Source organism: Rhodococcus sp. NCIMB 12038, assembly GCF_002165735.1.
GTDB lineage: Bacteria > Actinomycetota > Actinomycetes > Mycobacteriales > Mycobacteriaceae > Rhodococcus_F.
Genome location: NZ_NHML01000004.1, coordinates 282,533 through 304,949, shown reverse-complemented (window position 1 = coordinate 304,949; position 22,417 = coordinate 282,533). Strand labels below are relative to the sequence as shown.

Annotated in this window: 21 protein-coding genes; 2 read left to right on the top strand and 19 right to left on the bottom strand. The window is 69.8% G+C overall.

Annotated elements, in window-relative coordinates; genetic code table 11:
• Positions 1-10 precede the first annotated feature (10 nt).
• Genes rarD through lspA form a run of 4 tightly spaced genes read right to left on the bottom strand, consistent with a single transcriptional unit; the run spans position 11 to position 3,123 of the window.
• Positions 11-928 (bottom strand): EamA family transporter RarD, encoded by a 918-nt coding sequence (gene rarD, locus CA951_RS07630; RefSeq protein ID WP_087556257.1) that lies wholly within the window; start codon positions 926-928, stop codon positions 11-13.
• On the bottom strand, positions 925-1,602 hold the full coding sequence (locus tag CA951_RS07625; RefSeq protein WP_087556256.1) for a hypothetical protein: 678 nt from the start codon (positions 1,600-1,602) through the stop codon (positions 925-927). The genes rarD and CA951_RS07625 overlap by 4 nt, the downstream gene beginning before the upstream one ends.
• 1 nt (position 1,603) lies before the next feature.
• Complete coding sequence (locus tag CA951_RS07620) at positions 1,604-2,530, bottom strand: RluA family pseudouridine synthase (RefSeq protein ID WP_005260233.1); 927 nt, start codon at positions 2,528-2,530, stop codon at positions 1,604-1,606.
• A complete protein-coding gene (lspA, locus tag CA951_RS07615; protein ID WP_179220138.1) occupies positions 2,527-3,123 on the bottom strand; it encodes a signal peptidase II in 597 nt (198 codons plus the stop codon). The genes CA951_RS07620 and lspA overlap by 4 nt, the downstream gene beginning before the upstream one ends.
• Before the next feature lie 51 nt (positions 3,124-3,174).
• Here lspA and CA951_RS07610 point away from each other — a divergent pair, with 51 nt between their 5' ends.
• Positions 3,175-4,128 carry a hypothetical protein gene (locus tag CA951_RS07610; protein WP_087556254.1) on the top strand — a complete coding sequence of 318 codons (954 nt, stop codon included), beginning with the start codon at positions 3,175-3,177 and terminating at the stop codon, positions 4,126-4,128.
• Positions 4,128-4,880: a sensor domain-containing protein gene (locus tag CA951_RS07605; protein ID WP_087556393.1), complete on the top strand. Its 753-nt coding sequence runs from the start codon at positions 4,128-4,130 to the stop codon at positions 4,878-4,880. The genes CA951_RS07610 and CA951_RS07605 overlap by 1 nt, the downstream gene beginning before the upstream one ends.
• Positions 4,881-4,978: 98 nt before the next feature.
• Here CA951_RS07605 and CA951_RS07600 read toward each other — a convergent pair whose 3' ends face one another.
• The 15 genes from CA951_RS07600 to murD form a co-directional block, all read right to left on the bottom strand.
• On the bottom strand, positions 4,979-5,479 hold the full coding sequence (locus CA951_RS07600; RefSeq protein ID WP_087556253.1) for a hypothetical protein: 501 nt from the start codon (positions 5,477-5,479) through the stop codon (positions 4,979-4,981).
• A gap of 150 nt (positions 5,480-5,629) precedes the next feature.
• Positions 5,630-6,964, bottom strand: a complete 1,335-nt coding sequence (locus tag CA951_RS07595) for a DNA polymerase IV (protein WP_087556252.1) — start codon at positions 6,962-6,964, stop codon at positions 5,630-5,632.
• 46 nt (positions 6,965-7,010) lie between these two features.
• Positions 7,011-10,178: an isoleucine--tRNA ligase gene (gene ileS, locus CA951_RS07590; RefSeq protein ID WP_087556251.1), complete on the bottom strand. Its 3,168-nt coding sequence runs from the start codon at positions 10,176-10,178 to the stop codon at positions 7,011-7,013.
• A 261-nt stretch (positions 10,179-10,439) separates the two neighbouring features.
• Positions 10,440-10,691, bottom strand: coding sequence for a hypothetical protein (locus CA951_RS07585; protein WP_087556250.1), 252 nt, complete (start codon positions 10,689-10,691; stop codon positions 10,440-10,442).
• 49 nt (positions 10,692-10,740) lie between these two features.
• Complete coding sequence (locus CA951_RS07580) at positions 10,741-11,592, bottom strand: DivIVA domain-containing protein (RefSeq protein WP_087556249.1); 852 nt, start codon at positions 11,590-11,592, stop codon at positions 10,741-10,743.
• Between the two features lie 102 nt (positions 11,593-11,694).
• Positions 11,695-11,997 carry a YggT family protein gene (locus tag CA951_RS07575; protein ID WP_012688051.1) on the bottom strand — a complete coding sequence of 101 codons (303 nt, stop codon included), beginning with the start codon at positions 11,995-11,997 and terminating at the stop codon, positions 11,695-11,697.
• Positions 11,998-12,130: 133 nt separating this feature from the next.
• Positions 12,131-12,808: a cell division protein SepF gene (locus CA951_RS07570; RefSeq protein ID WP_072945350.1), complete on the bottom strand. Its 678-nt coding sequence runs from the start codon at positions 12,806-12,808 to the stop codon at positions 12,131-12,133.
• A gap of 85 nt (positions 12,809-12,893) precedes the next feature.
• Positions 12,894-13,619 (bottom strand): YggS family pyridoxal phosphate-dependent enzyme, encoded by a 726-nt coding sequence (locus tag CA951_RS07565; protein WP_179220137.1) that lies wholly within the window; start codon positions 13,617-13,619, stop codon positions 12,894-12,896.
• Positions 13,620-13,691: 72 nt separating this feature from the next.
• On the bottom strand, positions 13,692-14,435 hold the full coding sequence (gene pgeF, locus CA951_RS07560) for a peptidoglycan editing factor PgeF (RefSeq protein ID WP_087556248.1): 744 nt from the start codon (positions 14,433-14,435) through the stop codon (positions 13,692-13,694).
• Positions 14,432-15,631, bottom strand: a complete 1,200-nt coding sequence (gene ftsZ / locus CA951_RS07555; RefSeq protein ID WP_087556247.1) for a cell division protein FtsZ — start codon at positions 15,629-15,631, stop codon at positions 14,432-14,434. Before ftsZ ends, pgeF begins: the two co-directional genes overlap by 4 nt.
• Positions 15,632-15,848: 217 nt before the next feature.
• Positions 15,849-16,733: a cell division protein FtsQ/DivIB gene (locus tag CA951_RS07550; RefSeq protein WP_256973410.1), complete on the bottom strand. Its 885-nt coding sequence runs from the start codon at positions 16,731-16,733 to the stop codon at positions 15,849-15,851.
• Positions 16,730-18,241, bottom strand: a complete 1,512-nt coding sequence (murC, locus tag CA951_RS07545; protein WP_087556246.1) for a UDP-N-acetylmuramate--L-alanine ligase — start codon at positions 18,239-18,241, stop codon at positions 16,730-16,732. Before murC ends, CA951_RS07550 begins: the two co-directional genes overlap by 4 nt.
• Positions 18,238-19,386 (bottom strand): undecaprenyldiphospho-muramoylpentapeptide beta-N-acetylglucosaminyltransferase, encoded by a 1,149-nt coding sequence (gene murG / locus CA951_RS07540; protein WP_087556245.1) that lies wholly within the window; start codon positions 19,384-19,386, stop codon positions 18,238-18,240. Before murG ends, murC begins: the two co-directional genes overlap by 4 nt.
• The gene (ftsW, locus tag CA951_RS07535; RefSeq protein ID WP_087556244.1) at positions 19,383-20,918 is read right to left on the bottom strand and encodes a putative lipid II flippase FtsW; all 1,536 of its coding nucleotides are present in this window, start codon (positions 20,916-20,918) and stop codon (positions 19,383-19,385) included. The genes murG and ftsW overlap by 4 nt, the downstream gene beginning before the upstream one ends.
• Complete coding sequence (gene murD / locus CA951_RS07530; protein WP_087556243.1) at positions 20,915-22,414, bottom strand: UDP-N-acetylmuramoyl-L-alanine--D-glutamate ligase; 1,500 nt, start codon at positions 22,412-22,414, stop codon at positions 20,915-20,917. The genes ftsW and murD overlap by 4 nt, the downstream gene beginning before the upstream one ends.
• Positions 22,415-22,417 lie beyond the last annotated feature (3 nt).

The following is a 22,417-nucleotide window of genomic DNA, read 5'->3' as shown; positions in this document are numbered from 1 at the left end:
GTGACGCGAGTTACGGGACGGGCGCCTGGGACGGGGTGGAATTGCGCCGCTCGCGCCGGACCCGTACCAGCGCATCGGTACTGAAGATCGCGAGCGCCACCCAGATCAGGGCGAAACCGATCCACCGCGACGCGGGCATGCCCTCGTGGAGAACGGCGACGCCCCACGCCATCTGCAGCGCCGGTGTCAGGTACTGCAGCATGCCGAGGGTGCGCAACGGCACCCGTTGCGCCGCCGCGCCGAACAGCAGCAGCGGCAGGGCGGTCACCGGGCCCGCGGCCATCAGCAGCAGGGTGTGCCCGACGCCGAACCCGAGGAACGTGCCTGTTCCGGTGAGGGCGAGGAACACGAGGTAGCCGACAGCGACGGGTGCGGCCACGATGCCCTCGGCGGCGAGGCTCGTCCGCGGGTCGAGTGGCATCACCTTCTTGCACAGCCCGTACAGCGCGAACGAGGCGGCGAGGGTGAGCGCGATGTACGGCGGATGCCCGTAGTCGACGGTGATCACGATCACCGCGACGGCGGCGAGAGCGAGCGCGACGATCTGGGCGGGGACGAGCCGTTCCCGGAAGATCACGACCCCGAGCAGCACGCTCACCAACGGGTTGATGAAATACCCGAGCGCCGTCTCGACCACCCGGTCCGAGGTGACCCCGTAGATGTAGGTGCCCCAGTTGACCGCGATGGCCGTCGAGGCGGCCGCGACCAGCAGCCAGGTGCGCGCGCTGAGCCCGCGCAGCGAGCGGAGCCGGCCCGAGACCGCGAGGACGACGAACATGAGCGCGAGCGTCCACACCACGCGGTGCGCGAGGATCTCCACCGACCCGGCCGGGCCGAGCAGGCCGAAGAACGCCGGGAACGCGCCCCACAGCACGTAGGCGCCGACTCCGCAGGCGGCGCCCACGGTTTCCGCCTTCCGCGCCGTCACGAACCGCTCCCCGGGACGACCCCGTCGTCGGGGCCGGGCGCGACGGTCTCGACCTGCTCCGGCAGCAGCGGGCGCACCGCGAACCGCCCGGCGACGGCGTCGGCGCCGAGCGCCTCGACCGCCCGGACGTCCGGTTCGGACCGCAGCGCGGCCAGAGCGTCGTGATCGCCGCGGACGACGACGCCGATCACGCACGCGCAGTTCCGGGCGAGTTCCGCCGACGAGACCGCCGCGATCTGCGCCTGCCGCGCCGTTTCGCCCGTCATCGCCTGGGCGCGTCCGGCGGCCAGGTCGCTCGCCCGGGCGAGGGCCGCGTCGCCTGCCGCGACGGACACAGGCACGAGGGGGGTCTGTACCCGGTCGAGCGGCACGCGGAAGAGCACCTGCGACACCCGAGTGCCGGACGCGGCGTCCCGGACGGTCTCCGTGGTCACCGGACGCGTGAACGAGACCAGCGCCCAGCGCTCCTGGCGACCGTCCGCCTCGTCGAGCGATCGGTCCGCCCGGGCCAGGTAGTCGGCCACCACTTCCCCGTTGTCCGGGCCCAGCGTGTCCGTCGACACGGGCGCACGCCGGACGGGGTTCAGTGCCCCGAGCACGACCGTCACCGCGATCAGGACGACGGCGGTGAGCACGGCCGGCACCGCGGTACCGCCGGGGCGCGGGAGCCGCACCTCAGCTCGCCCGCAGAACCCCGAGAGCGTCCTCGAGATCCTTCGGGTACTTGGACGTGATCTCGACCCACCGCCCGTCCGCGGGATGCGCGAAACCGAGCGACCGGGCGTGCAGCCACTGACGCTCCAGACCGAGGCGTTCCGCCAGCCGCGGGTCGGCCCCGTACGTGAGGTCGCCGCAGCACGGGTGCCGCAGCGCGGCGAAGTGGACGCGGATCTGATGGGTCCGGCCCGTCTCCAGGTGGATGTCGAGCAGGCTCGCCGCCTGGAACGCTTCGACCGTGTCGTAGTGGGTGATGCTGGGTTTGCCGTCCGCGGTGACGGCGAACTTCCAGTCGTTGCTGCGGTGCCTGCCGATGGGGGCGTCGATGGTTCCGCTGCTCGGATCCGGGTGCCCCTGCACCAGTGCGTGGTACCGCTTGTCGATGGTCCGCTGCTTGAACGCGCGCTTGAGGAGCGTGTAGGCGCGCTCCGACGTGGCCACCACCATCACTCCGGACGTACCGACGTCCAGCCGGTGCACGATGCCCTGGCGCTCGTGCGCACCGGACGTCGAGATCCGGAAGCCGGCGGCGGCGAGGCCGCCGATCACCGTCGGACCGGTCCACCCCACGCTGGCGTGGGCCGCGACCCCGACCGGTTTGTCGACGGCGACCACGTCGTCGTCGGCGTACAGGATCTCCATGCCCTCGACGGGTTCCGCCTCGATGGTCAGCGGCCGCGGCGGTTCCGGCAGTTCAACCTCGAGCCAGGTGCCTGCGGACAGCCGGTCGGACTTGCCCACGGGTGCGCCGTCGACGAGCACCGAGCCTTCCTCGGTGAGCTGCGCGACCGCGGTGCGCGACAGGCCGAGCAGTCGCGCGAGGCCGGCGTCGACCCGCATCGCTTCGAGCCCGTCCGGGACCGGCATCGACCGTGTTTCCCTCACTTCTCTACCCCCTTGCGTGTTCCGTCCGGTTCCAGCCCCACCAGGGTGAGCACGACGAGCAGGATCGCACCGCACACGATCGCGGAGTCCGCCACGTTGAACACCGGCCACCAGCCGACGGAGACGAAATCGACGACGTGCCCCTGCATCACTCCGGGGGCCCGGAAGAACCGGTCGACGAGATTGCCGAGGGCGCCCCCCAGCACCAGTCCGAGACCGAGCGCCCACCACGGCGAGCGCAGCGTCCGGCCGATGCGGACGACTCCGATCACCACCCCCACGGCGACGAGGGTCAGCAGCCACGTCATGCCGGTGGCCATGGAGAACGCCGCGCCCGGGTTCCGCACGAGCCGTAGCGAGACGAGGTCCCCGATCAGCCAGACCGGGCGCCCGGGCTCGATGTTGGCGACGGCGAGGATCTTCGTCAGCAGGTCGGTCGCGAGGATCGTCCCTGCGATCGCGAACAGCAGCAGCCTGCGCTGATGCTTCGCCGGCCGGGGGGCTACGGCGCGGGACGTGTCACCGTCGTTCCGGTCTTCGGCGTCGGTCTCGTTCTCTGCCGTGGGGTCTTGACTCACCCGTTCATCATCCACTACGGAGGCAAGCCTCCGTTCACGCGCTCCCGCGCGCACTAGCCTGGGGGCGTGCCACTGTTCTCGAATGCTCTGCGACCCGGATTCTGCCTACTCGCCGCAACCCTCTCCCTGGTCGCTCTGACCGCAGGGTGCGGAGGTGACGGCGACTCCTCGGAGTCGAGCCCCGCAGGGTCCACGTCCACTCCCGCCGAAGTGACCGTCCCGATCTCCGCCACCACCGTCGAACTGATCCAGCCCGGCGAGGAACCGCGGGAGGTGATCTCACGCAGACCGCCGGCAGGGGTCACGCAGGACGTCCAGCTGACCACGGACGCGCAGGTGTTCCAGCAGATCGACGACCAGCCCGCCCAGGACTTCTCCTCCCCCCAGGTGACGCTCCCTCTCACCGCCGCCGTCGGCCGGGCGACCGAGGACGCGGACGGCAGCACCACCGTCGACCTCACGCTCGGCGACGTCACCAGCCCCGACGACCGCCTCGGCAGCGCACTCGAAGCCAGTGCCGGTTCCGGCGCCGGCTTCACCGTCGATCCCACCGGTGCGATCACCGCGCTGCGACTGCGACCGGACGCCGACGCTCAGGACATCGCCCGCTCCGCGATCGAGCAGGCCTTCTACCAGGCCGTGTACCGCACGGTCCCGTTTCCGTCGGAACCGGTCGGTGTGGGCGCCCAGTGGACGATCCGCCAGCAGGTGATGAGCGGCATCGCGCTCGACCAGACGACCGTCGCCACCCTGACCGCGCGGGACGGCAACCGCCTCACCGTCGACTACACGATCGACCAGAAGCCGAAGTCCCCCGTGTGGGAACTGCCCGGAGAGGCAGGCACGCTGAACGTCGACCAGTACGTGATGCAGGGCTCGGGCACCATGACCGTCGACCTGGGCCTTCCGCTGCCGGTGTCCGGGACGGTGACCGTGGGCGGTGACCAGGAGTACAGCGACCCCGACGGCGCCACCCGCCTGCACCAGACCACGTCGAACTCGGTCCGGTGGGGGTCCTGATGCGCCGCGGACCCGTCGCCGTCTCCTGCTCCCTGCTGGCCGTGCTCGCACTGTCGGCCTGCTCGTCGAACGCGTCCGGCGACGCAGGCGACGCCGGATCGCTGGAGCCGCTCGGTCCGGTGGTGACCGCGGCGCCGGACGCGCCGGCCACACCGTTCGCCGATCGGGCCGCGCTGAAGGCGGCGCTCCTCGACGTCGGCGACCTTCCGGTCGGATTCACCCCGGTGCCCGATCCCGACGAGGATCTGGGGTTGCCGCCGGCGTCGGAGTCGGCGGATTCCGACAAATCGAGCACGGATCCCGCGGACTGCGGCGCGGTGCTGTCACCGGTCGCGGACCAGCGCCCGGGAGCGCCGGCGTCCGCGTCCGGCTGGTTCACCGGCCCGGGCTTCGCGACCATCGACCAGGACGCGGCGAGCTACGCCACCGGAGCCGACGCGGCCCAGGCCTTCGCCGCGGTGCAGGACCGGCTGGCGGGATGCACCCAATACAGCGGCACGGACGCCGACGGCGTGCAGGTGCAGTACCGGATCGGGGGCCGCGGGCAGCAGCCCGCGGGCGACGCGTCGACGGCGTTCCGGCTCGTCACCACCAGCGAGGGTGTCAGTCTCGTCTCGGACGTGGTAGTGGTCGTCGTCGGCAGCACCGTCACTCAACTGGTCGCGACGGGACAGGATCCGATCGACGCCGGCGTCTTCGGCGACCTGACGAGCACCGCCGTGGCGAAGCTCGCGCCCGCACCCGCCGGCTGAGCCGACCCCGGAACGACCGATGCCGGTGTCCCCGAGGGGACACCGGCATCGGTGCGAGAGCGCGGCGATCCGTCAGGACCGCACAGTTCGGCCTGGAATCAGGCAGGGCATGCAGGCGAGGTCAGCTGCGCGAGCGACACGATCTGGCATGCGGTGATCTTCGACAGCTTCCACGTTCCGTTCTCGCCGGGAACGAAGATGGCCGGAACGCCACCCTGCTGGACCTGGCCGTTGACGGTCAGCTGCAGCTGGCCGCTGGCGGTGCCGTCACCGTTGTCGATGACCGGGTCGAGAACGGTGACCTGGGCGTTGTTGGCCTTGGCGGCGGCGGCGACCTGGTTGATGAGCTCCGGATCCTGTTCCGAGCCCTCGACCATCGCGGACTTGACCTCGAGCGGGGTGGCCGGGTCGAGGCCCTGCACCAGAAGCGCGTTGAGATCGGCCGCGGTGGGCACCTCGATGGCTTCCGAGGTCTCGGCAGCTGCGGAAGTCGTCGTCGTGGTCTTGGCCGCCGTGTCGCCGTCGTCGGAGCCACACGCGGACATCGTGAGGGCTGCGGCGATTGCTACTCCGGCAACCGTGATCTTACGAAGCTTCAACTCAATAACCTCTTCATTCTCGGTGTTCGTTCTCGGACGATCTGAGCACGTTCGCTACCCGGGCGACATTACCCAAGGGTAGGCATCAGCGCCCGAGGCTACCTTCTCGCGGAGCCGGTCTCCACTCCCTCGTCCGGGCGGCGGGTCCGGTCACGCGAGCGAGCCTTCCACATCGGCCGTCTCGAGTTGCCCGTCGTCCTCCTTGAAGGTGCGCGCCTTTCCCGGACCCGTTGTGCGCGTTTCGAATCGGACGGTCACGACACCGTGCCCGGCACCCTGCACCCAGCCGTGGCCGAAGTCCGGGTGCGTCACGTCGAGGCCGGGATGCCACCGCGTGTCGATTGCCCGGGCGGGTGCGGGGACTGCCGCGGACGGGCCGTCGTCACCGCTCGCCTCCGTGATCTTCGACTCCTGGTAGCCCGGGACGTCCAGGTCCAGTTCGGGGAACAGCGAGCCCTGGCGCACCGTCGACAGTCCGGCGAATCCCACCCCGACCAGACGCACCGGCCCGAGTTCGATCGGGTCGATCACCTGACGCTGCGCGGCCGCGACCAGAATCTGACGGTCGAGGGTCGCGTAGGGCAGCGTGACCGAGCGCGTCACGATGCTCATGTCCGCCTTCTTCAGCTTCAGCACCACCGTGCGCGCGGCCCGGCCGTCCTTCTGCAGCCGCACGAACGCCGACGCCGCGCTCGACTCGACGGCACCCCGCAACTCCGCCATCGTGACGATGTCGGTGGCGAAAGTCGTCTCCGCACTGACCTGTTTCGACTCCGCGCGTTCGGCGACGGGCCGATTGTCGATGCCCTGCGCCAAACGGTGCAGGCCCGGTCCGATCGTGGTGCCCAGAATGGATGCGACCTCCGATTCGGGCGTCCGCGCGAAACCGCCGATGGTCTCGATGCCGAGCCGCTTCAGTTTCTCCTCCGCGACCGGGCCGATACCCCACAGCTTCCGCACCGGAAGCTCGTCCAGCACCGCGTGCTGCCGGTCCGGCGAAATCACCGTGATCCCGTCGGGTTTGGCCAGACCGGACGCGATCTTGGCCACCTGCTTCCCCGACCCGGCCCCGATGGACGCGACGAGCCCCGTCTCCTCGAGAACCAGGGCCCGCAGTCCCTCGCAATAGCGTTGCACCGTGGCCGCATCCGCTCCGGCCAGTTCCACGGGTTCACCGAACGCCTCGTCCATCGACAGTTGCTCGAGCACCGGCATCGGCCCGCGGAGCGCGTCGAACACGGACTTGCTCAGCAAGCCGTACAGCCGGCCGCGCGGCGGCAGCACCACCGCACCCGGGCCCACCAGCCTCCGGGCCTGATGCATCGGCATGGCCGACCGCGCGCCGAACACCCGCGCCTCGTAGCTGGCCCCGGCGACGACACCGCGTCCGCCGAGACCACCGACGAGAACCGGGCGGCCGCGGAGCGTCGGCCGGGTGAGCTGCTCGACCGACGCGAAGAACGCGTCCATGTCGAGGTGCAGCACCCACCGACGACTCACCTGGTGCAAAATACCCGCCCGGTCCGACAGGTCACGCCTTCGTGATCGCCGCCCGCACACCCTCACCGAGTTCGACGGCATCGCCCGGCGCCTCGGCCAGTTCCAGTTCGACGGCGAGGATCTCGCCCGCGATCAGGTCCCGGTGCGCGAGCGCCCAGTCCCGCCGTTCCGCCGGCACGTCGAGGACAACGGTGATCCGATCGGACACCTCGAGCCCGGCCGCGCGGCGCGCGTCCTGCAACTCGCGGATCCGGTCCTTCGCCCAGCCCTCGGCTTCCAGTTCCTCGGTGACCGCCGAGTCCAGGACGACCAGACCGGCACCGTCGGGCAGGGCCGCCGTCGACTCCGGTTCGGCGGCGACCAGCCGCTGCGTGTACTCCTCCGGCAGCAACTCGATCCCCGCCGCGACGACGACGCCGTCCGAATTCTCCGACCAGTCACCGGCCTTCACGGCCTTGATGACGGTCTGCACGTCCTTGCCCAGCCGCGGCCCCGCGGCGCGCGCGTTGACGACGAGCTCGAACCGGCCGTGCACGTCCACGTCGGTGGTGAGCTCGACCTTCTTGACGTTGACCTCGTCGGCGATCAGGCCGAGATACGGGCGCAGCCGCTCCGCGTCCTCGGCCGCGACCGTCACCTCGGGCAACGGCAGCCGTACCCGCAGGTTCTGCGCCTTGCGCAGACCCAGCACCGTCGAGCACACCGAGCGGACCTCGTCCATCGCCGACACCAGCTCCGGATCCGCAGGCAGCTCCCCCACAGAGCTTCCGGGTCGCTCCGCAGGCTCCGCTCCCGCGGGCCAGTCCGCGAGATGCACCGACCGTCCGCCGGTCAGCCCCCGCCAGATCACCTCACTGATCAGCGGCAGCAACGGAGCGGCGAGCCGGGTGACCACCTCGAGCACGGTGTGCAGGGTGTCGACTGCCTCGGCGTCCTCGTCCCAGAAGCGCGAACGCGACCGCCGCACATACCAGTTCGTCAACGCGTCGCAGAACGTGCGCAGTTCGTCGCACGCCCCGGCGATGTCGTTCGTCTCGAGCGCGTCGGTGATGACGTCCCGGGTGCCCGCCAGCTTCGCGAGGATGTACCGGTCCAGGACGTTCGTCGAATCCGTGCGCCACTCACCGGACGTCGGCGCGTACAACTGCAGGAAACTCCACGCGTTCCACAGCGGCAGCAGCGCCTGCCGGACACCCTCGCGGATGCCCTGCTCGGTGACGACGAGGTTTCCGCCGCGCAGGATCGGCGACGACATGAGGAACCAGCGCATGGCGTCGGAGCCGTCGCGCTCGAACACCTCCTTCACGTCCGGGTAGTTGCCCTTGGACTTGCTCATCTTCAGGCCGTCCTCACCCAGGACGATGCCGTGGGCCGCAACGGTCTTGAACGCGGGACGATCGAACAACGCCGTCGCCAGCACGTGCAGCGTGTAGAACCACCCGCGGGTCTGCCCGTTGTACTCCACGATGAAATCGCCCGGGAAATGGGAGTCGAACCATTCCCGGTTCTCGAACGGGTAGTGCACCTGCGCGTACGGCATCGACCCGGACTCGAACCAGCAGTCGAGGACCTCCGGCACGCGCCGCATCATCGACTTCCCGGTCGGGTCGTCCGGGTTCGGACGCACCAGGTCGTCGATCATCGGGCGGTGCAGATCCGTCGGCCGCACCCCGAAGTCACGCTCGAGTTCGTCGAGGGAGCCGTACACGTCGGTACGCGGGTACGCCGGATCGTCGGACACCCACACCGGAATCGGGCTGCCCCAGTACCGGTTGCGGCTGATGTTCCAGTCGCGGGCACCCTCGAGCCACTTGCCGAACTGACCGTCGCGGATGTGCTCGGGCACCCAGGTGATGTCCTGGTTCAGCTCCACCATGCGGTCGCGGAACTTGGTGACGGCGACGAACCACGACGGGACCGCCATATAGATCAGCGGCTGCCCGCTGCGCCAGCTGTGCGGGTACGAGTGCTCGATCGTCTCGTGCCGCAGCAACTTTCCAGCAGCCTTGAGGTCCTTGATGATGACCGGGTTCGCGTCGAACACCAGGAGACCCTCGTACGGCGGCACCATCGCCGTGAACTTGCCGCCCGGGTCGAGCGGCTGCACCAGTTCGATCCCGTTGCGGACGCAGTAGTCGTAGTCCTCTTCACCGAAAGCCGGTGCCATGTGCACGATTCCGGTGCCGGACTCGGTGGTCACGTAGTCGGCGGACAGCACCCGGTGCGCGTTGTCGTGGCCGGCGAAGAAATCGAACGGCGGGTCGTAGCTGAGCCCGACGAGCTCGGAACCCTTGTGCTCGGACAGCACCTCGGGCGCCTCGCCGAGTTCGCGGGCATAGTGACCCAGCCGGTCCTTCGCCAGTACGTAGCGCTTCCCGTCGCCACCCGCGACCTGCACGTAGTCGATGTCCGGATGGACCGCGACGGCGAGGTTGGACGGCAGCGTCCAGGGGGTGGTGGTCCAGATGATGGCGTTGGCACCGTCGAGCGGACCCTCACCGCGCAGCGGCATGTCGACCGTGACGGCCGGATCCTGGCGCATCTTGTACGCGTCGTCGAGCCGCGTCTCCTGGTTCGACAGCGGCGTCTGCTCGTACCAGCTGTACGGCAGCACGCGGAAACCCTGATAGATCAGGCCCTTGTCGAACAATTCCTTGAATGCCCACATGACCGACTCCATGAAGTCGAGGTCCAGGGTCTTGTAGTCGTTGTCGAAGTCGACCCACCGGGCCTGCCGGGTGACGTAGTCGCGCCACTCGTCCGTGTAGCGCAGCACCGACGACTTGCAGTACTCGTTGAACTTCTCGAGACCCATGACGTCGATCTCGGACTTGTCCTTGATGCCGAGTTGCTTCTCCGCCTCGAGTTCGGCGGGCAGCCCGTGACAGTCCCAGCCGAATCGGCGCTCGACCTTCTTCCCGCGCATGGTCTGGAACCGCGGGACCAGGTCCTTGACGTACCCCGTGAGGAGGTGGCCGTAGTGCGGGAGACCGTTCGCGAACGGCGGGCCGTCGTAGAACACGAACTCGGGGGCGTCGTCACGCTGGGTGACCGAGGCCCGGAACGTGTCGTCCTCGTCCCAGCCGGCCAGCACCCGCTGCTCGATCTGGGGGAACCGGACGCCGGCGTCCTGAGAGACGCCGTAATCGACCTTGGGGTACGACTCGTTGCTGCTGGTCACGTTGCTGGTGTCGGTCACCGCGATCTCCTCGTGCCTGACGTACTCGGCACGGGGACGACGGGGACGCCTCCTGCGTCACCACCGCGGTACCACCCCGCTTGCACCCCGGAGGGCGCCTCTCGGTGCCGGGCTGTGACGGGCCCACCCGTTCGGTTCTACTGAGCCGGCGTGCCGGCCGTTCTTCCGAAGGCTCCCCGGTGATGGCCGGATCGTCGCCACGAAACTCGGTTACTGAATTATTCGCTGAATGCAGTCTAGCCGCCACCGCCGGACGGCAGCTCAGTCGGTCTCGTCGGATCCGGGCGTCGTGTCCGTATCCGCTGCGGGACCGCGGTCACCGGGGACGCCGCTCGCGGGTTGCCTCGGCACGACCGCGGCCTTCTTGCCCGCGAGGGCGCTGACGAGCAGCAGGACCGCTCCGGCGACGCATACCACGATGCATCCCCAGGCCCACACGACCGAACCGGTCATGAGAGCCACCACCAGGAGAGCGAACCCCACCGCTGCAAGAGCGAGTGTCACGACCAGCACGGCTCAACCTCTATCCGGGCCGCTGGCTGGGCAACTACCGCGCGCTCAGTCAGCTATTGCCCTTGGCGTAGGACTGGCTGTAATTGGACTGCGATCCACCCTGCGCGAACGAATCCTGACCGCCGTCCACCGGAACCGCGGATCCCCGCTGCTCCAGTTCCTCGAGCTGCGACTCCAGGTACGACTTCAGGCGCACACGGTATTCGCGCTCGAACGTCTTCAGCTGCTCGATTCGACCCTCCAGCACCGAACGCTGCTGGTTGATCGTCGCCATGATCTCGGTGTGCTTCTTCTCCGCATCCGCCTGCAGCGCGTCGGCCTTCTCCTTGGCCTGGCGCAGCTGGGTCTCGGAACGGGTCTGCGCGTCGGTGATCAGTGCTTCCGACTTCTGGCGGGCGTCCGAGATCATCGTCTCGGAACGGTTCCGCGCGTCGCTGACCAGCTGCTCCGAGTTGGTGCGTGCGTTGCCGAGCAACTGCTCGGACTCGGTCTTCGCGTCGCTCGTGAGACGGTCTGCCATCTCCTGGGCGAGACCCAGGACCTTGGCGGCCTGCATGTGAGCGTCAGCGCCCTGAGCGGGAGCCGGGGCAGCCGCAGCGGCCGGGGCCGGAGCGGGCGCCGGAGCCGGCGCCTTGGGCTGCTCGGCGACGCGAGCGGACTCCGCCTTGGGGGCAGGAGTGGGTGCTGCAGACGTGGAGCGGGGAGCCTTCTTCGCATCGGCGAGCTCCTTGTCGAGCTCCCCTACTCGCTGCCGAAGGTCGGCGTTCTCCTCGATCAGGCGCGACAACTCTTGCTCGACGAGGTCGAGAAACGCATCGACTTCGTCTTCGTTGTAGCCCCGCTTACCGATCGGTGGCTTGCTGAACGCGACATTGTGCACATCAGCGGGAGTCAGCGGCATGGAAGGATCCCTTCACGCGTCATTTGGCGGTCTAGCAAGCATTCAGTTACAGCGCAGTCTACGTAACGGTGAAACAAGACTGGATCAATGGGGTCCATTCTGTCACACCACTCCCGTGGCACGCGCTTGTCCCTGAACGATCGACATCAGGATGAAGACGATGAACAGCAAGACCATGATGGATAGATCCAACCGCACCCCACCGAGATTGATCGGGGGGATCAACCGCCGAAGCAGTTTGACCGGTGGATCGGTGACCGTAAAAATCGCTTCGAGAATGACGACCACGACGCCGGTTGGCCGCCAGTCTCGTGCGAAGGTCCGTACGAACTCGACAATGATTCTGCCGATGAGAAGCAGCCAAAAGACAAACAGTATCAAGTAGATCACCGAGAACAAGGCCACACCTTCACTCTGCCTGAGAATGTCCGGCCGATCAAAACGAGCCGCGTGGCCAGGGCGTTCTGCGCCACAGCCGTCGCGGCTCGCGTCGTGTCGGACGTTCGGATCCCGATGGTCGTTTCCCCCGCTCCCCGGCTTACTTCTGGCTGTAGAAACCGGTTTCCGCGATGCGGCGACGCTCCTCGGCGGACACGTCGATGTCTGCAGGTGAGAGCAAGAACACCTTCGTGGCCACCTTGTCGAACGACCCGCGCAGTGCGAACGCCAGACCGGCGGCGAAATCCACGAGGCGCTTGGCGTCGGCGTTGCTCATCTCGACCAGGTCCATGATGACGGGGGTGCCGTCCCGGAACCGCTCACCGATGGTGCGGGCCTCCCCGTAGTCGCGGGGGCGGAGCGTGGTGATCTTGGACAGGGGGCCACCTTCGTCGAAGAGGGGTCCGCGACGGCTCTCGACCCGGTCGGATCGCGTGTCGACGGCGAGCGCGCCGCGGGTGCTGCCGCGCACAGCACCGCTCGCGCTGGGACGTGCCGACCGGACGGCCACGGGTTCCACCCGGGACGAGTGCCGGGGGCTCTCGTACCGGTCGAAGTCGTCGTCCAGATCGTCCCGGCGACCGGGCGCGTAGGCGGCCTTACTGAAGGCTGGTTCGGCGAAATCGCGGTCGTCACGGTCGAGATACGGATCGCGTCCACTGTCGCGGGCCGGTCGAGCGGGCCTGCGCGCAGGTTCCGGCTCGTCCAGGTACTCGTCCTCGTAGTCGTCGAGGGGAACCATGCCGAAGTAAGCCTTGAACTTGTGCAGACTGCTCATTGATCGACCTTCCTTGGCGCGGCGGACAGGATCCAACTGCGACCGGTCGCAGCGGTGTGGACGGGTTGGCGATCACCTGAGCGATCTATTTCGAGGTTATAGGCCTCGAACCCAACAGCGCGGTTCCGACACGCACGCAGGTGGACCCGTGTCGAACGGCGTGCTCGAGATCATTCGTCATGCCCGCCGAGAGTTCCGTCGCATCCGGATGGTCGCGCTGCAGCCGCGCGTGTATGTTGTGCAGTTCCTCGAACGCCGCGTCCGGGTCTGCCTCGATCGGCGGAACCGCCATCAGTCCGCGGTACTCGAGTCCCGGCGACGACTGCACCTGCGCGGCAAGGCGATCGAGGTCGGCGATCGCGGCGCCGCCGCGCTGCGGGTCACCGTCCAGACTGACCTGCAGCAGCACCCGAAGAGGCGCGGGCCGCTCCCCCGCCTCCAGGGCCGTGGTCGCCGCGCGGCCGAGGGCGCCGACGAGTCGTTCGCTGTCCACCGAGTGGATCGCATACGCCCAGTGCGCGACGGCCTTCGCCTTGTTGCGCTGGAGATGCCCGATCATGTGCCACCGCACCGACGGGTCCGGCACCGCGGTGCGGAACTCCGCGATCTTCGCCGTGGCCTCCTGCTCCCGCGACTCCCCGAATTCACGGCATCCGAGGTCGTACAGGATCCGCGCGTCCGATTCGGGGAAGAACTTCGTGACGGGCAGGAGCGACACCTCCGAGGGGTCGCGACCGGCGTCCCGGCACGCCGCGTCGAGCCGTGCGCGCACGGCGCCGAGCGCAGCCTCGATGTCCCCGACCCTGCTCATCGTTTCCACTCCCACACCGAATCTCTCGCCGGCGACGCCGGCAGTTGTCACCGCCGGCACCGCCGGCAGTTGTCACACGCTGTCCTGCCCAGTATCCATCCAGATCACCGCCGCGAGCCGACCGGTCGGGGCCTGGCGGCGATGACTGAACAGCGTCTGATCCTCGATGGTGCAGCGTGGATCCTCCGCCACTCCGGCGACACCCGCGTCGAGCAGTTGCTTCCGCAGACCCGCCCGCAGGTCGAGACCGGGGGTCCCCTTGACGGTGCGGACAGCGCTGCCGGGAAGGAACTTCTCGACGTCCGCCTGCATCGCCGCGGGCACCTCGTACTGCCTGCCGCTCGCGGCAGGACCCAGGAACGCGCCGATCCGGTCGATCCGCGCTCCCTGCTCGACCATGACGTCGAGCACCCGCGGAACGATGCCGATGCGGGCGCCGATCCGGCCGGCGTGGACGGCGGCGATGACCCCGGCCTCGTCGTCGGACAGCAGCACCGGGACGCAGTCGGCACTGAGGGTCGCGAGCGCGAGCCCCCGCACCGTCGTCACGAGCGCGTCCGTCGCGGGCACCGGCGTGTCGGTGGGCCCGTCGACGACGGTCACGTTGCGGCTGTGGATCTGCTCCATCCACACCAGGTGGTCGAACGGCACGCCGATCTCGCTTGCGAGCCGGCGCCGGTTCGCCTCCACCGCAGCCGGATCGTCGCCGACGTGATCACCGAGATTGAACGTGTCGTACGGTGCGGCGGAGTGTCCTCCGGCACGGGTGGTGACGACCCGGCGAACCCTGAACTCGGGGGCGGACGGCGAACTCAACGACGCATGAAGGAGGGCACGTCGACTTCGTCTTCACCCTCCTCGTCGGACACCGGCACCGCGCGGGGCTGCCCGTTTCCGGGAAGCGGCGGCAGACTGCTCGGGCTCTGGTGGGAGCTGATCGTCTCGCGGGTCACCGACATCGGCTCGCTGTTCTGCTGCTCGGCGGACTGCCCGACCTCGCCCGCCCGTCCGGCGCCGATGGCGCTGCGACCGGCAGCACCCGACTCGACCGGCCTGCGGGTGGGGGTGCCGCCGTCGAACCCGGCGGCGATGACGGTGACCCGCACCTCGTCGCCGAGCGAATCGTCGATGACGGTGCCGAAGATGATGTTGGCGTCGATGTGAGCGGCTTCCTGCACCAGCGAGGCAGCCTCGTTGATCTCGAACAGACCGAGGTCGCTGCCACCGGCGATCGAGAGCAGCACGCCGCGCGCACCCTCCATCGACGCCTCGAGCAGCGGGGAGTTGATCGCCGATTCCGCGGCCTTGATGGCCCGGCCCTCGCCGCGCGAGGATCCGATGCCCATCAGCGCGCTACCCGCGCCGGACATGACTCCCTTGACGTCGGCGAAGTCGACGTTGATCAGTCCGGGAGTGGTGATGAGGTCGGTGATGCCCTGGACACCGTTGAGCAGGACCTCGTCGGCGCTGCGGAACGCGTCCATGAGGCTGACCGCGGCGTCGCCGAGCTGGAGGAGGCGGTCGTTGGGGATCACGATGAGGGTGTCGCACGATTCGCGCAGCGACTGGATGCCGGTGTCGGCCTGGCCGCCGCGGCGCTTGCCCTCGAAGGAGAAGGGGCGCGTGACGACGCCGACGGTGAGGGCTCCGAGCTTGCGCGCGATACTCGCCACGACCGGCGCGCCACCGGTGCCGGTGCCGCCGCCCTCGCCTGCGGTCACGAACACCATGTCGGCGCCCTTGAGGACTTCCTCGATCTCGTCCTTGTGGTCTTCTGCGGCCTTGCGGCCGACTTCGGGATCCGCACCGGCGCCGAGCCCGCGGGTGAGTTCCCGGCCGACGTCGAGCTTGACGTCGGCGTCACTCATCAGCAGCGCTTGCGCGTCGGTGTTGACGGCAATGAACTCGACTCCCTTGAGTCCCTGCTCGATCATCCGGTTGACTGCGTTCACGCCGCCGCCGCCGATGCCGACGACCTTTATTACGGCGAGGTAGTTGTGCGGGGGCGTCATCGGCTCTCGCCTTCCATGAGTGTGTATCACGCTTTCGTACAGATCAGCCCAGCCTGAACCCTCAACCTCAACCATAGGGTTACGGTTATGTCAAGTGCTGCTCGACTAGAGCGAAACGCTATGCACCGCCATACGGATACGCCATTAGGCGCGCCGAGACGCGCCGAGTTATTTGACGAACTCGCCCGCAACTCTCTCGCATCCCGGTCACGACCCCTCACCGCACCGTCGGCAGGTCGGGACTGGACACGTCGTACGTCTGCCCGGGCTGGGTGAGCAGCGGCAGCGTGACCGCGGCCTTGCGCTCGGACTTCTCCGTGCCGCCCCACACCACGATCCGGCCGTCGAGCAACGTCACCGCGATATCCGAAATCGACTTCGCGGCAACCTGTCCCACCTGACCGCGCAGCTGGGGCGGCATCGACTCCAGCACCTCGATCGCCGCCTCCGTCGACGGGTCACCCCACCCCGGCTTCTCGGTCACCAGTCTCGGCACCCCGGGCGGCGGCGGGGCGATCTCGTAATCCACGGCCTCCGAGTCGAGGAGATGGGTGCCGCCGGGGCTGTCGACGAACACGACGGGCACCCGCTCGGTTACCGTGACGCGGATGGTGGACGGGTACACCCGCTGCACGCGGGCGGACGCCACCTTCGGGATCGCGGCGACCCGCAGGGCCGCGCCCTCGGTGTCGACGCGGAGCAGCGGCTGCCCCTGCGGCACCGCCAGCGCCTGGCGAATCTGCTCCTCGGAAATCGACGTCGCCCCCGCGACGTCCGTCTGACGCACCGACAGCAGCGGCGTGAACCACGCGACGAGACCGAGCGCCACGACCACCACGACGCCGACGGCGCCCATCACCGCCGGCCGCCTATACCACGGACGCCGCGGTGTCTCCACCGCCGCAAACTTCCGTGCCGCCGAAGCCGATTCGCGGGTGCGCCGCGGGCCGGGGTCGGTAGCGGTCGCGCCGCGCCGACGCGAGGACGTCCGGTCGCCCGCCGTCGCGCGTGCGCCGGACGTGTCCGGTCGCGGACTGCGCGCGGCGTCGCGGCGGACAGGGCGGTCCGGCCGCTCGGACCGGCCGCGGCGCTCCCGCGTCATCGCGACGGGTGGTGGTGCGGAGCCGCACGCAGAGCGTCGAGGATCTGGTTCCCGAGCATCGTCACGTCGCCTGCACCCATGGTGATGACAACGTCACCCGGGGACGCGAGTGCCGCGACCTGACGCGGCGCCTGCGACAGGTCCGGCTGGTAGTGCACCGGCTTCGACACCGACAGCGCGACCAGGGCGCCGCTGACGCCCGGGAGCGGTTCTTCCCGCGCGCCGTACACGTCGAGGACGACGACCTCGTCGGCGAGGTCGAGTGCTTGCCCGAATTCCTCCGCGAATGTTGCTGTGCGGGAATACAGGTGCGGCTGGAAGACCACGATGACCTTCCCGCTGCGCACCGAGTCCTCGGAATCGCGGCGGTCGGCCTCGTGGGGCTGGCGCACCAGGTCGGCGGCGGCGCCGAGCACCGCCCGTACCTCCGTCGGGTGGTGCGCGTAGTCGTCGAACACGCGGACCCCGTGCTCGCGGCCGGTGAACTGGAACCGGCGGTGCACTCCCCCGAAACCGGCGATGCCCTCGAGGATCTCGTCCACGTCGGCGCCGGCCTCCCGGGCTGCGAGGAGCGCGGCCAGCGCGTTGAGCGCCATGTGCCTGCCCGGCACGTTCATCCGGATCGTTCTCGGTGCCTGCTCGCCGGCCAGCTGGAACTGCAGTACCCCGCCGACGTCCCTGGCCTCGAAACTCAGCAGGCGCGCGCCGACCTCGACGCCGTCGATCGGTGCGAAGGCCCCGTCCGCGTTCTCGGCGCTGCCGTAGCCGAGCACCCGCACCCCGGGCAGTCCGCGTGCCGCCACCCGCTGCGCGAGTGCCGCGGACCCCGGGTCGTCGAGGCAGGCGACGAGCAGCCCGCCGTGCGACAGCCGGGCCGCGAAATCGTCGAATACCTGGATGTAGGCCTCGGGGCTGCCGAAGTAGTCGAGGTGATCGGCCTCGACGTTGGTGACGACGACGACGTCCGGGTCGTACTGGAGCAGTGAACCGTCGCTCTCGTCGGCCTCGGCGACGAACACGTCGCCGCTGCCGTGGTGGGCGTTGGTTCCGGCCTCGTTGAGTTCGCCGCCGACCGCGAACGACGGATCGAACCCGCAGTGTTGCAGTGCCACCACCAGCATGGACGTCGTCGACGTCTTGCCGTGGGTGCCCGACACCAGCAGGGTGCGGTGTCCCTGCATCAGCGAGGCCAGCACCGCGGGCCGCAGGATCACGGGAATCCCGCGCCGGGCCGCCTCCACGAGTTCCGGGTTGTCCTTGGGGATGGCGGCGTGGGTGGTGACCACGACGGTCGGGCCGCCGGGCAGCAGGTCGAGCGCGGAGGCGTCGTGGCCGATGCGGACCTGCGCGCCGCGGGCACGCAACGCGAGGACGCCGCGGCTCTCCTTGGCGTCCGAACCGGACACCTGGCCACCCCTGGCCAGCAGGATCCTCGCGATTCCGGACATTCCGGCGCCGCCGATCCCGACCATGTGGACACGTTCCAACTGCGCGGGCAGGTCGGTCATCGGGTTCCCCTCGTCTGCGCGGCCACGTCGATCACGATGCGCGCAACCTCGGCGGCTGCGCTGCGGTGACCCGCTCCGGCCGCGCGTCGCCCCATGTCCTCGAGCTGTGCGGGGTCGCGCAGCAGAGGGATCACGGTCTCCGCGACGAATCCGGCGGACAGGTCTCCGTCGGCCACAATCATTCCACCTCCGGCGGCGACGACCGGCCGCGCGTTCAGTTCCTGCTCACCGTTGCCGTGTGGCAGTGGCACGTACACCGCGGGAAGGCCGACCGCCGACACTTCCGCCACCGTCATCGCACCCGACCGGCAGATCACGGCGTCCGCAGCCGAATATGCGAGGTCCATCCGCGACAGGTAGGGAACGGCCACGTACGGCGGGCCGCCCGGGGTCGCGGGAACGTCGAGGGTGTTCTTCGGTCCGTGCGCGTGCAGGACGGCCACCCCGGCCGCCGCGAGCGACTCGGCCGCACCCGACACGGCCTCGTTCAGCGACCGCGCGCCCTGGGAACCGCCGAACACGAGCAGCACCGGGCCGTCTGCGGGGAGGCCGAAGTGTGCCCGCGCCTCCGCGCGCAGCGCGGCCCGGTCGAGACCGGTGATCGACGCCCGCACCGGGATCCCGAGGATCTCGGCGTCCGAGCGCCCCCGCGCCGACACTCCGGAACCGGCGACCGCGGCCAGGACGCGGGCGGCGCGGCGGGCACCGATCTTGTTCGCGATCCCGGCGCTGGCGTTCGCCTCGTGCACGACGATCGGAATGCGACGACGGCGGCGGAGCAGACCGGGGCCCGCCGCGAGGTACGCGGGCAGCGCGACGTAGCCGCCGAAACCGACGACGACGTCGGCGCCGGTCGCGTCGAGCACCTCGCGGGTGCGGCGCACCGATGCGCGCACGCGCCCGGGCAGCCGCAGTAGATCGAGCGTGGGTTTACGGGGCAGCGGCACCGGCGGCACGAGTTCGAGGGGGTAGCCCCGCTCGGGAACCAGCGTGGTTTCGAGGCCGCGCGCCGTGCCGAGAGCGGTCACCACCGCGGTGTCGTCGATCGCCTTGATCGCGTCGGCCACGGCCAGGGCCGGTTCGATGTGCCCGGCGGTACCACCGCCGGCCACGATCACCGACAGGGTGGACTTGTCGCCGTTCACCTACGAAATCCTCGCTCTCCTGCTCGGCCACCCGAGCTTCGCTGTTGACGTGCACCGCGTTCGGGGGTGCGGCCCTTGCCGCGTTCGGGGCGGCCCTTCTCGTATGTGATGCTGCGGGTCCGCGGGGCCATCTCGCGACCGGCCCGGCGACGCGCCTCGGCCCGGCGCACCGCCTCCGCGCGCGCCGCGTCCGCCCGCACCGGTGAATACGCCTCCGGTTTGCGGAGCCGCAGCAGACGACCGAACGGGCCGTCCTGCCCGGAGTGCAGCGCCGCGACCGCCTCCGGTTCGTGCCGCGCCGCGTTGGCGACGAGACCGAACATGAACAGTGTGGTGGCCGTCGACGTTCCGCCCGCGGACACCAGCGGCAACTGCAGACCGGTGACGGGGAGCAGCCCGATGACATATCCCACGTTGATGAACGCCTGCCCGGTGATCCACACCGTCGCCGTTCCGGTGAGCAACCGCAGGAACGGGTCGGCGGATCGGGCCGCGATGCGCAGGCCCGTGTACACGAACAGCCCGAACAGGCCGAGGACGGCGGCGCCGCCGAGATATCCGAGTTCCTCGCCGATGATCGCGAAGATGAAGTCGTTGTGCGCGTTCGGCAGGTAGCTCCACTTCGCGCGGCTCTGCCCGAGCCCGCGTCCGAGGATCCCGCCGTCCGCGAGCGAGTACATCGCCTGCCGCGACTGGTATCCGATGCCCTGCGGGTCGGAGCCGGGGTTGAGGAACTCGCGCACGCGGGCGGACCGGTAGCCGGCGGTGAGCGCGAGGATCACGATTCCGGTCACGCCGGTGCCGACGATGGCGACGAACAGCTTCAGCGGCAGTCCCGCGAACCACAGCAGCGCCATCAGGATGATGGCCAGCGAGACCGTGGTGCCCAGGTCGGGCTGCAGGATGATCAGGACGAACGCGACGAGAGCGGCCGGAACCAGCGGCACCAGCATGTCGCGGACGCTGGAGATGTCGCTGCGGCGCGACGCCAGGATGTGCGCACCCCACACTGCCAGCGCGATCTTGGTCAGTTCGGCGGGCTGCAACGAGAATCCGGCGACCACGAACCAGCCGCGGGTGCCCTGGGACACGGTGCCGATGCCGGGGATGAGGACCAGGACCAGCAGGATGATCGTGACCGCGAACGCCGGGAACGACAGCGCGCGCATCACCCGGACGGGGATCTGCAGCGCCGCGTAGAACAGGCCGAGTCCGAGGGCCGCGAACAGTGCCTGCCGGGTGAAGAGGGTGTAGGCCGAGCCGTCGGTGGCGTAGGCCTCGACGCTCGACGACGACAGCACCATCACCAGGCCGAGGACCGTCAGCAGAAACGCGATGGTCACCACGAGGTGGAACGACGCCAGCGGCCTCGACAGCCACGCCCCGATCCGGGTGCGCGGACTGCGGGGAGGGGCCGTCCGCGTGCGCGGACCCGACGGTGCGCGCTTGGCCACCCCGGGTGCAGCGGCGGTGCGGGCCGGGGACCGCTGTCCTTCGGGGACGCGGCGGGTGCGGGCTCCGGCGGAGGTCATCGCAGCGTCCTGGAGATGTCCGATTCGTCGAGCCTGCCGACGGCGTCCGCGAAGCTGCGCCCCCGGTGCCCGTAACTGTCGAACATGTCGAGCGACGCCGCCGCGGGCGCCAGGACGACGGCATCGCCTGCCGTTGCCAGCGCAGCCGCCTCCCGCACGACGACCCCCATCACGGCGTCGCTGTCGGTGTCCGCGGGCAGCACCACCCGGTGCGCCGCGGACTGCGGGACTGCACTCACACCTGCATCGTCTCCCGTTTCGACGGTGACCACGGGAACCTCGGGGGCGTGTCGCGCAAGCGACTCTGCGATCTGCCTCGCATCACGGCCCAGGAGGACAGCGCCCGTGAGGCGGCCGGCCACCTCCCGGACGAGGTCGTCGACCCGCGCCCCCTTCAGCAGACCACCGGCGATCCACACCACCCGGTCGTGGGCGAGGATCGACGGGCGGGCGGCGTGCGGGTTGGTCGCCTTGGAGTCGTCGACGAACGTCACTCCCCCGACATCGGCGACGTGCGCCGCCCGGTGCGGGCCCACCACGTGGGCGGCCAGGCCTGCTGCGACCGCGGTCGGCGGAACCCCGATCGCCCGGGCGAGAGCCGCCGCCGCCAGCGCATCCAGCAGTCCGGCGGGCCCGGGCGGGGTGATCCCGTCGGCCGGGGCCAGCCGCTCGGCGTCCGCGAACGCGCGATCGACGAGATACCCGTCCTCGACACCCAGTTCGCCCGGCGCGGGCACTCCCAGCCGGAAACCCAGGGTGCGGACTGCGAGGGACGAGGAGAAGAGAGAGGACGCGACGTCGTCGTCGAGGCCCAGCACCGCGACCTCACCGGTCAGGGCGCGGGCCTTCGCGTCGATGTACGGCTGCATGCCGCCGTGCCAGTCCAGGTGATCCTCGGCGATGTTGAGGATCGCGCCCGCGGTCGGCCGGACCGACGGCGCCCAGTGCAGCTGGAACGACGACAGTTCGACCGCCAGCACCTCCGCCTGCGGTTCGGTCTGCCGCAGTGCGTCGAGCACCGGGAGCCCGATGTTGCCGCACGCGAGGCTCGGCAGCGCGGCCGCCTCGAGAATCGAGTGCAGCATGGAGGTCGTCGTGGTCTTGCCGTTGGTGCCGGTGACCACCAGCCACCGCCGCGGCGGACCGTAGAGCCCGGCCCGGTCCACGTGCCAGGAGAATTCGATGTCGCCCCAGATGGGCACCCCGTCGCCGGCGGCGATCGAGAGCAGCGGCGCGTCCGGGCGGAACCCCGGGCTCGTCACGACCAGCGCGAACTCGGCGACCCGCTCGCGTTCGGCGAGCAGATCGTCGATCGGGACGGTCGCCGCCCCCAGTCGCGCGCACTCGGCGAGGGCGTCGACGTTCGCGTCGGTGACGGTGACGTGGGCTCCAAGGTCGCGAAGAGGTTCGATGGTGGCGCGGCCGGACACCCCCGCACCGGCGACGAGGACACCGCGGCCCCGCAACCAGTCGAGCCCGCCGTGTTCCTCTGTCATGGC

Excerpts from the sequence above, each read along its gene's own strand:
- ftsW (WP_087556244.1), bottom strand. The coding sequence starts at position 20,918 with ATGACCTCCGCCGGAGCCCGCACCCGCCGCGTCCCCGAAGGACAGCGG.
- murC (WP_087556246.1), bottom strand. The coding sequence starts at position 18,241 with ATGACCGACCTGCCCGCGCAGTTGGAACGTGTCCACATGGTCGGGATC.
- CA951_RS07565 (WP_179220137.1), bottom strand. The coding sequence starts at position 13,619 with ATGAGCAGGGTCGGGGACATCGAGGCTGCGCTCGGCGCCGTGCGCGCA.
- CA951_RS07580 (WP_087556249.1), bottom strand. The coding sequence starts at position 11,592 with ATGCCGCTGACTCCCGCTGATGTGCACAATGTCGCGTTCAGCAAGCCA.
- CA951_RS07550 (WP_256973410.1), bottom strand. The coding sequence starts at position 16,733 with ATGACGCGGGAGCGCCGCGGCCGGTCCGAGCGGCCGGACCGCCCTGTC.
- CA951_RS07570 (WP_072945350.1), bottom strand. The coding sequence starts at position 12,808 with ATGAGCAGTCTGCACAAGTTCAAGGCTTACTTCGGCATGGTTCCCCTC.
- ftsZ (WP_087556247.1), bottom strand. The coding sequence starts at position 15,631 with ATGACGCCCCCGCACAACTACCTCGCCGTAATAAAGGTCGTCGGCATC.
- CA951_RS07605 (WP_087556393.1), top strand. The coding sequence starts at position 4,128 with ATGCGCCGCGGACCCGTCGCCGTCTCCTGCTCCCTGCTGGCCGTGCTC.
- murD (WP_087556243.1), bottom strand. The coding sequence starts at position 22,414 with ATGACAGAGGAACACGGCGGGCTCGACTGGTTGCGGGGCCGCGGTGTC.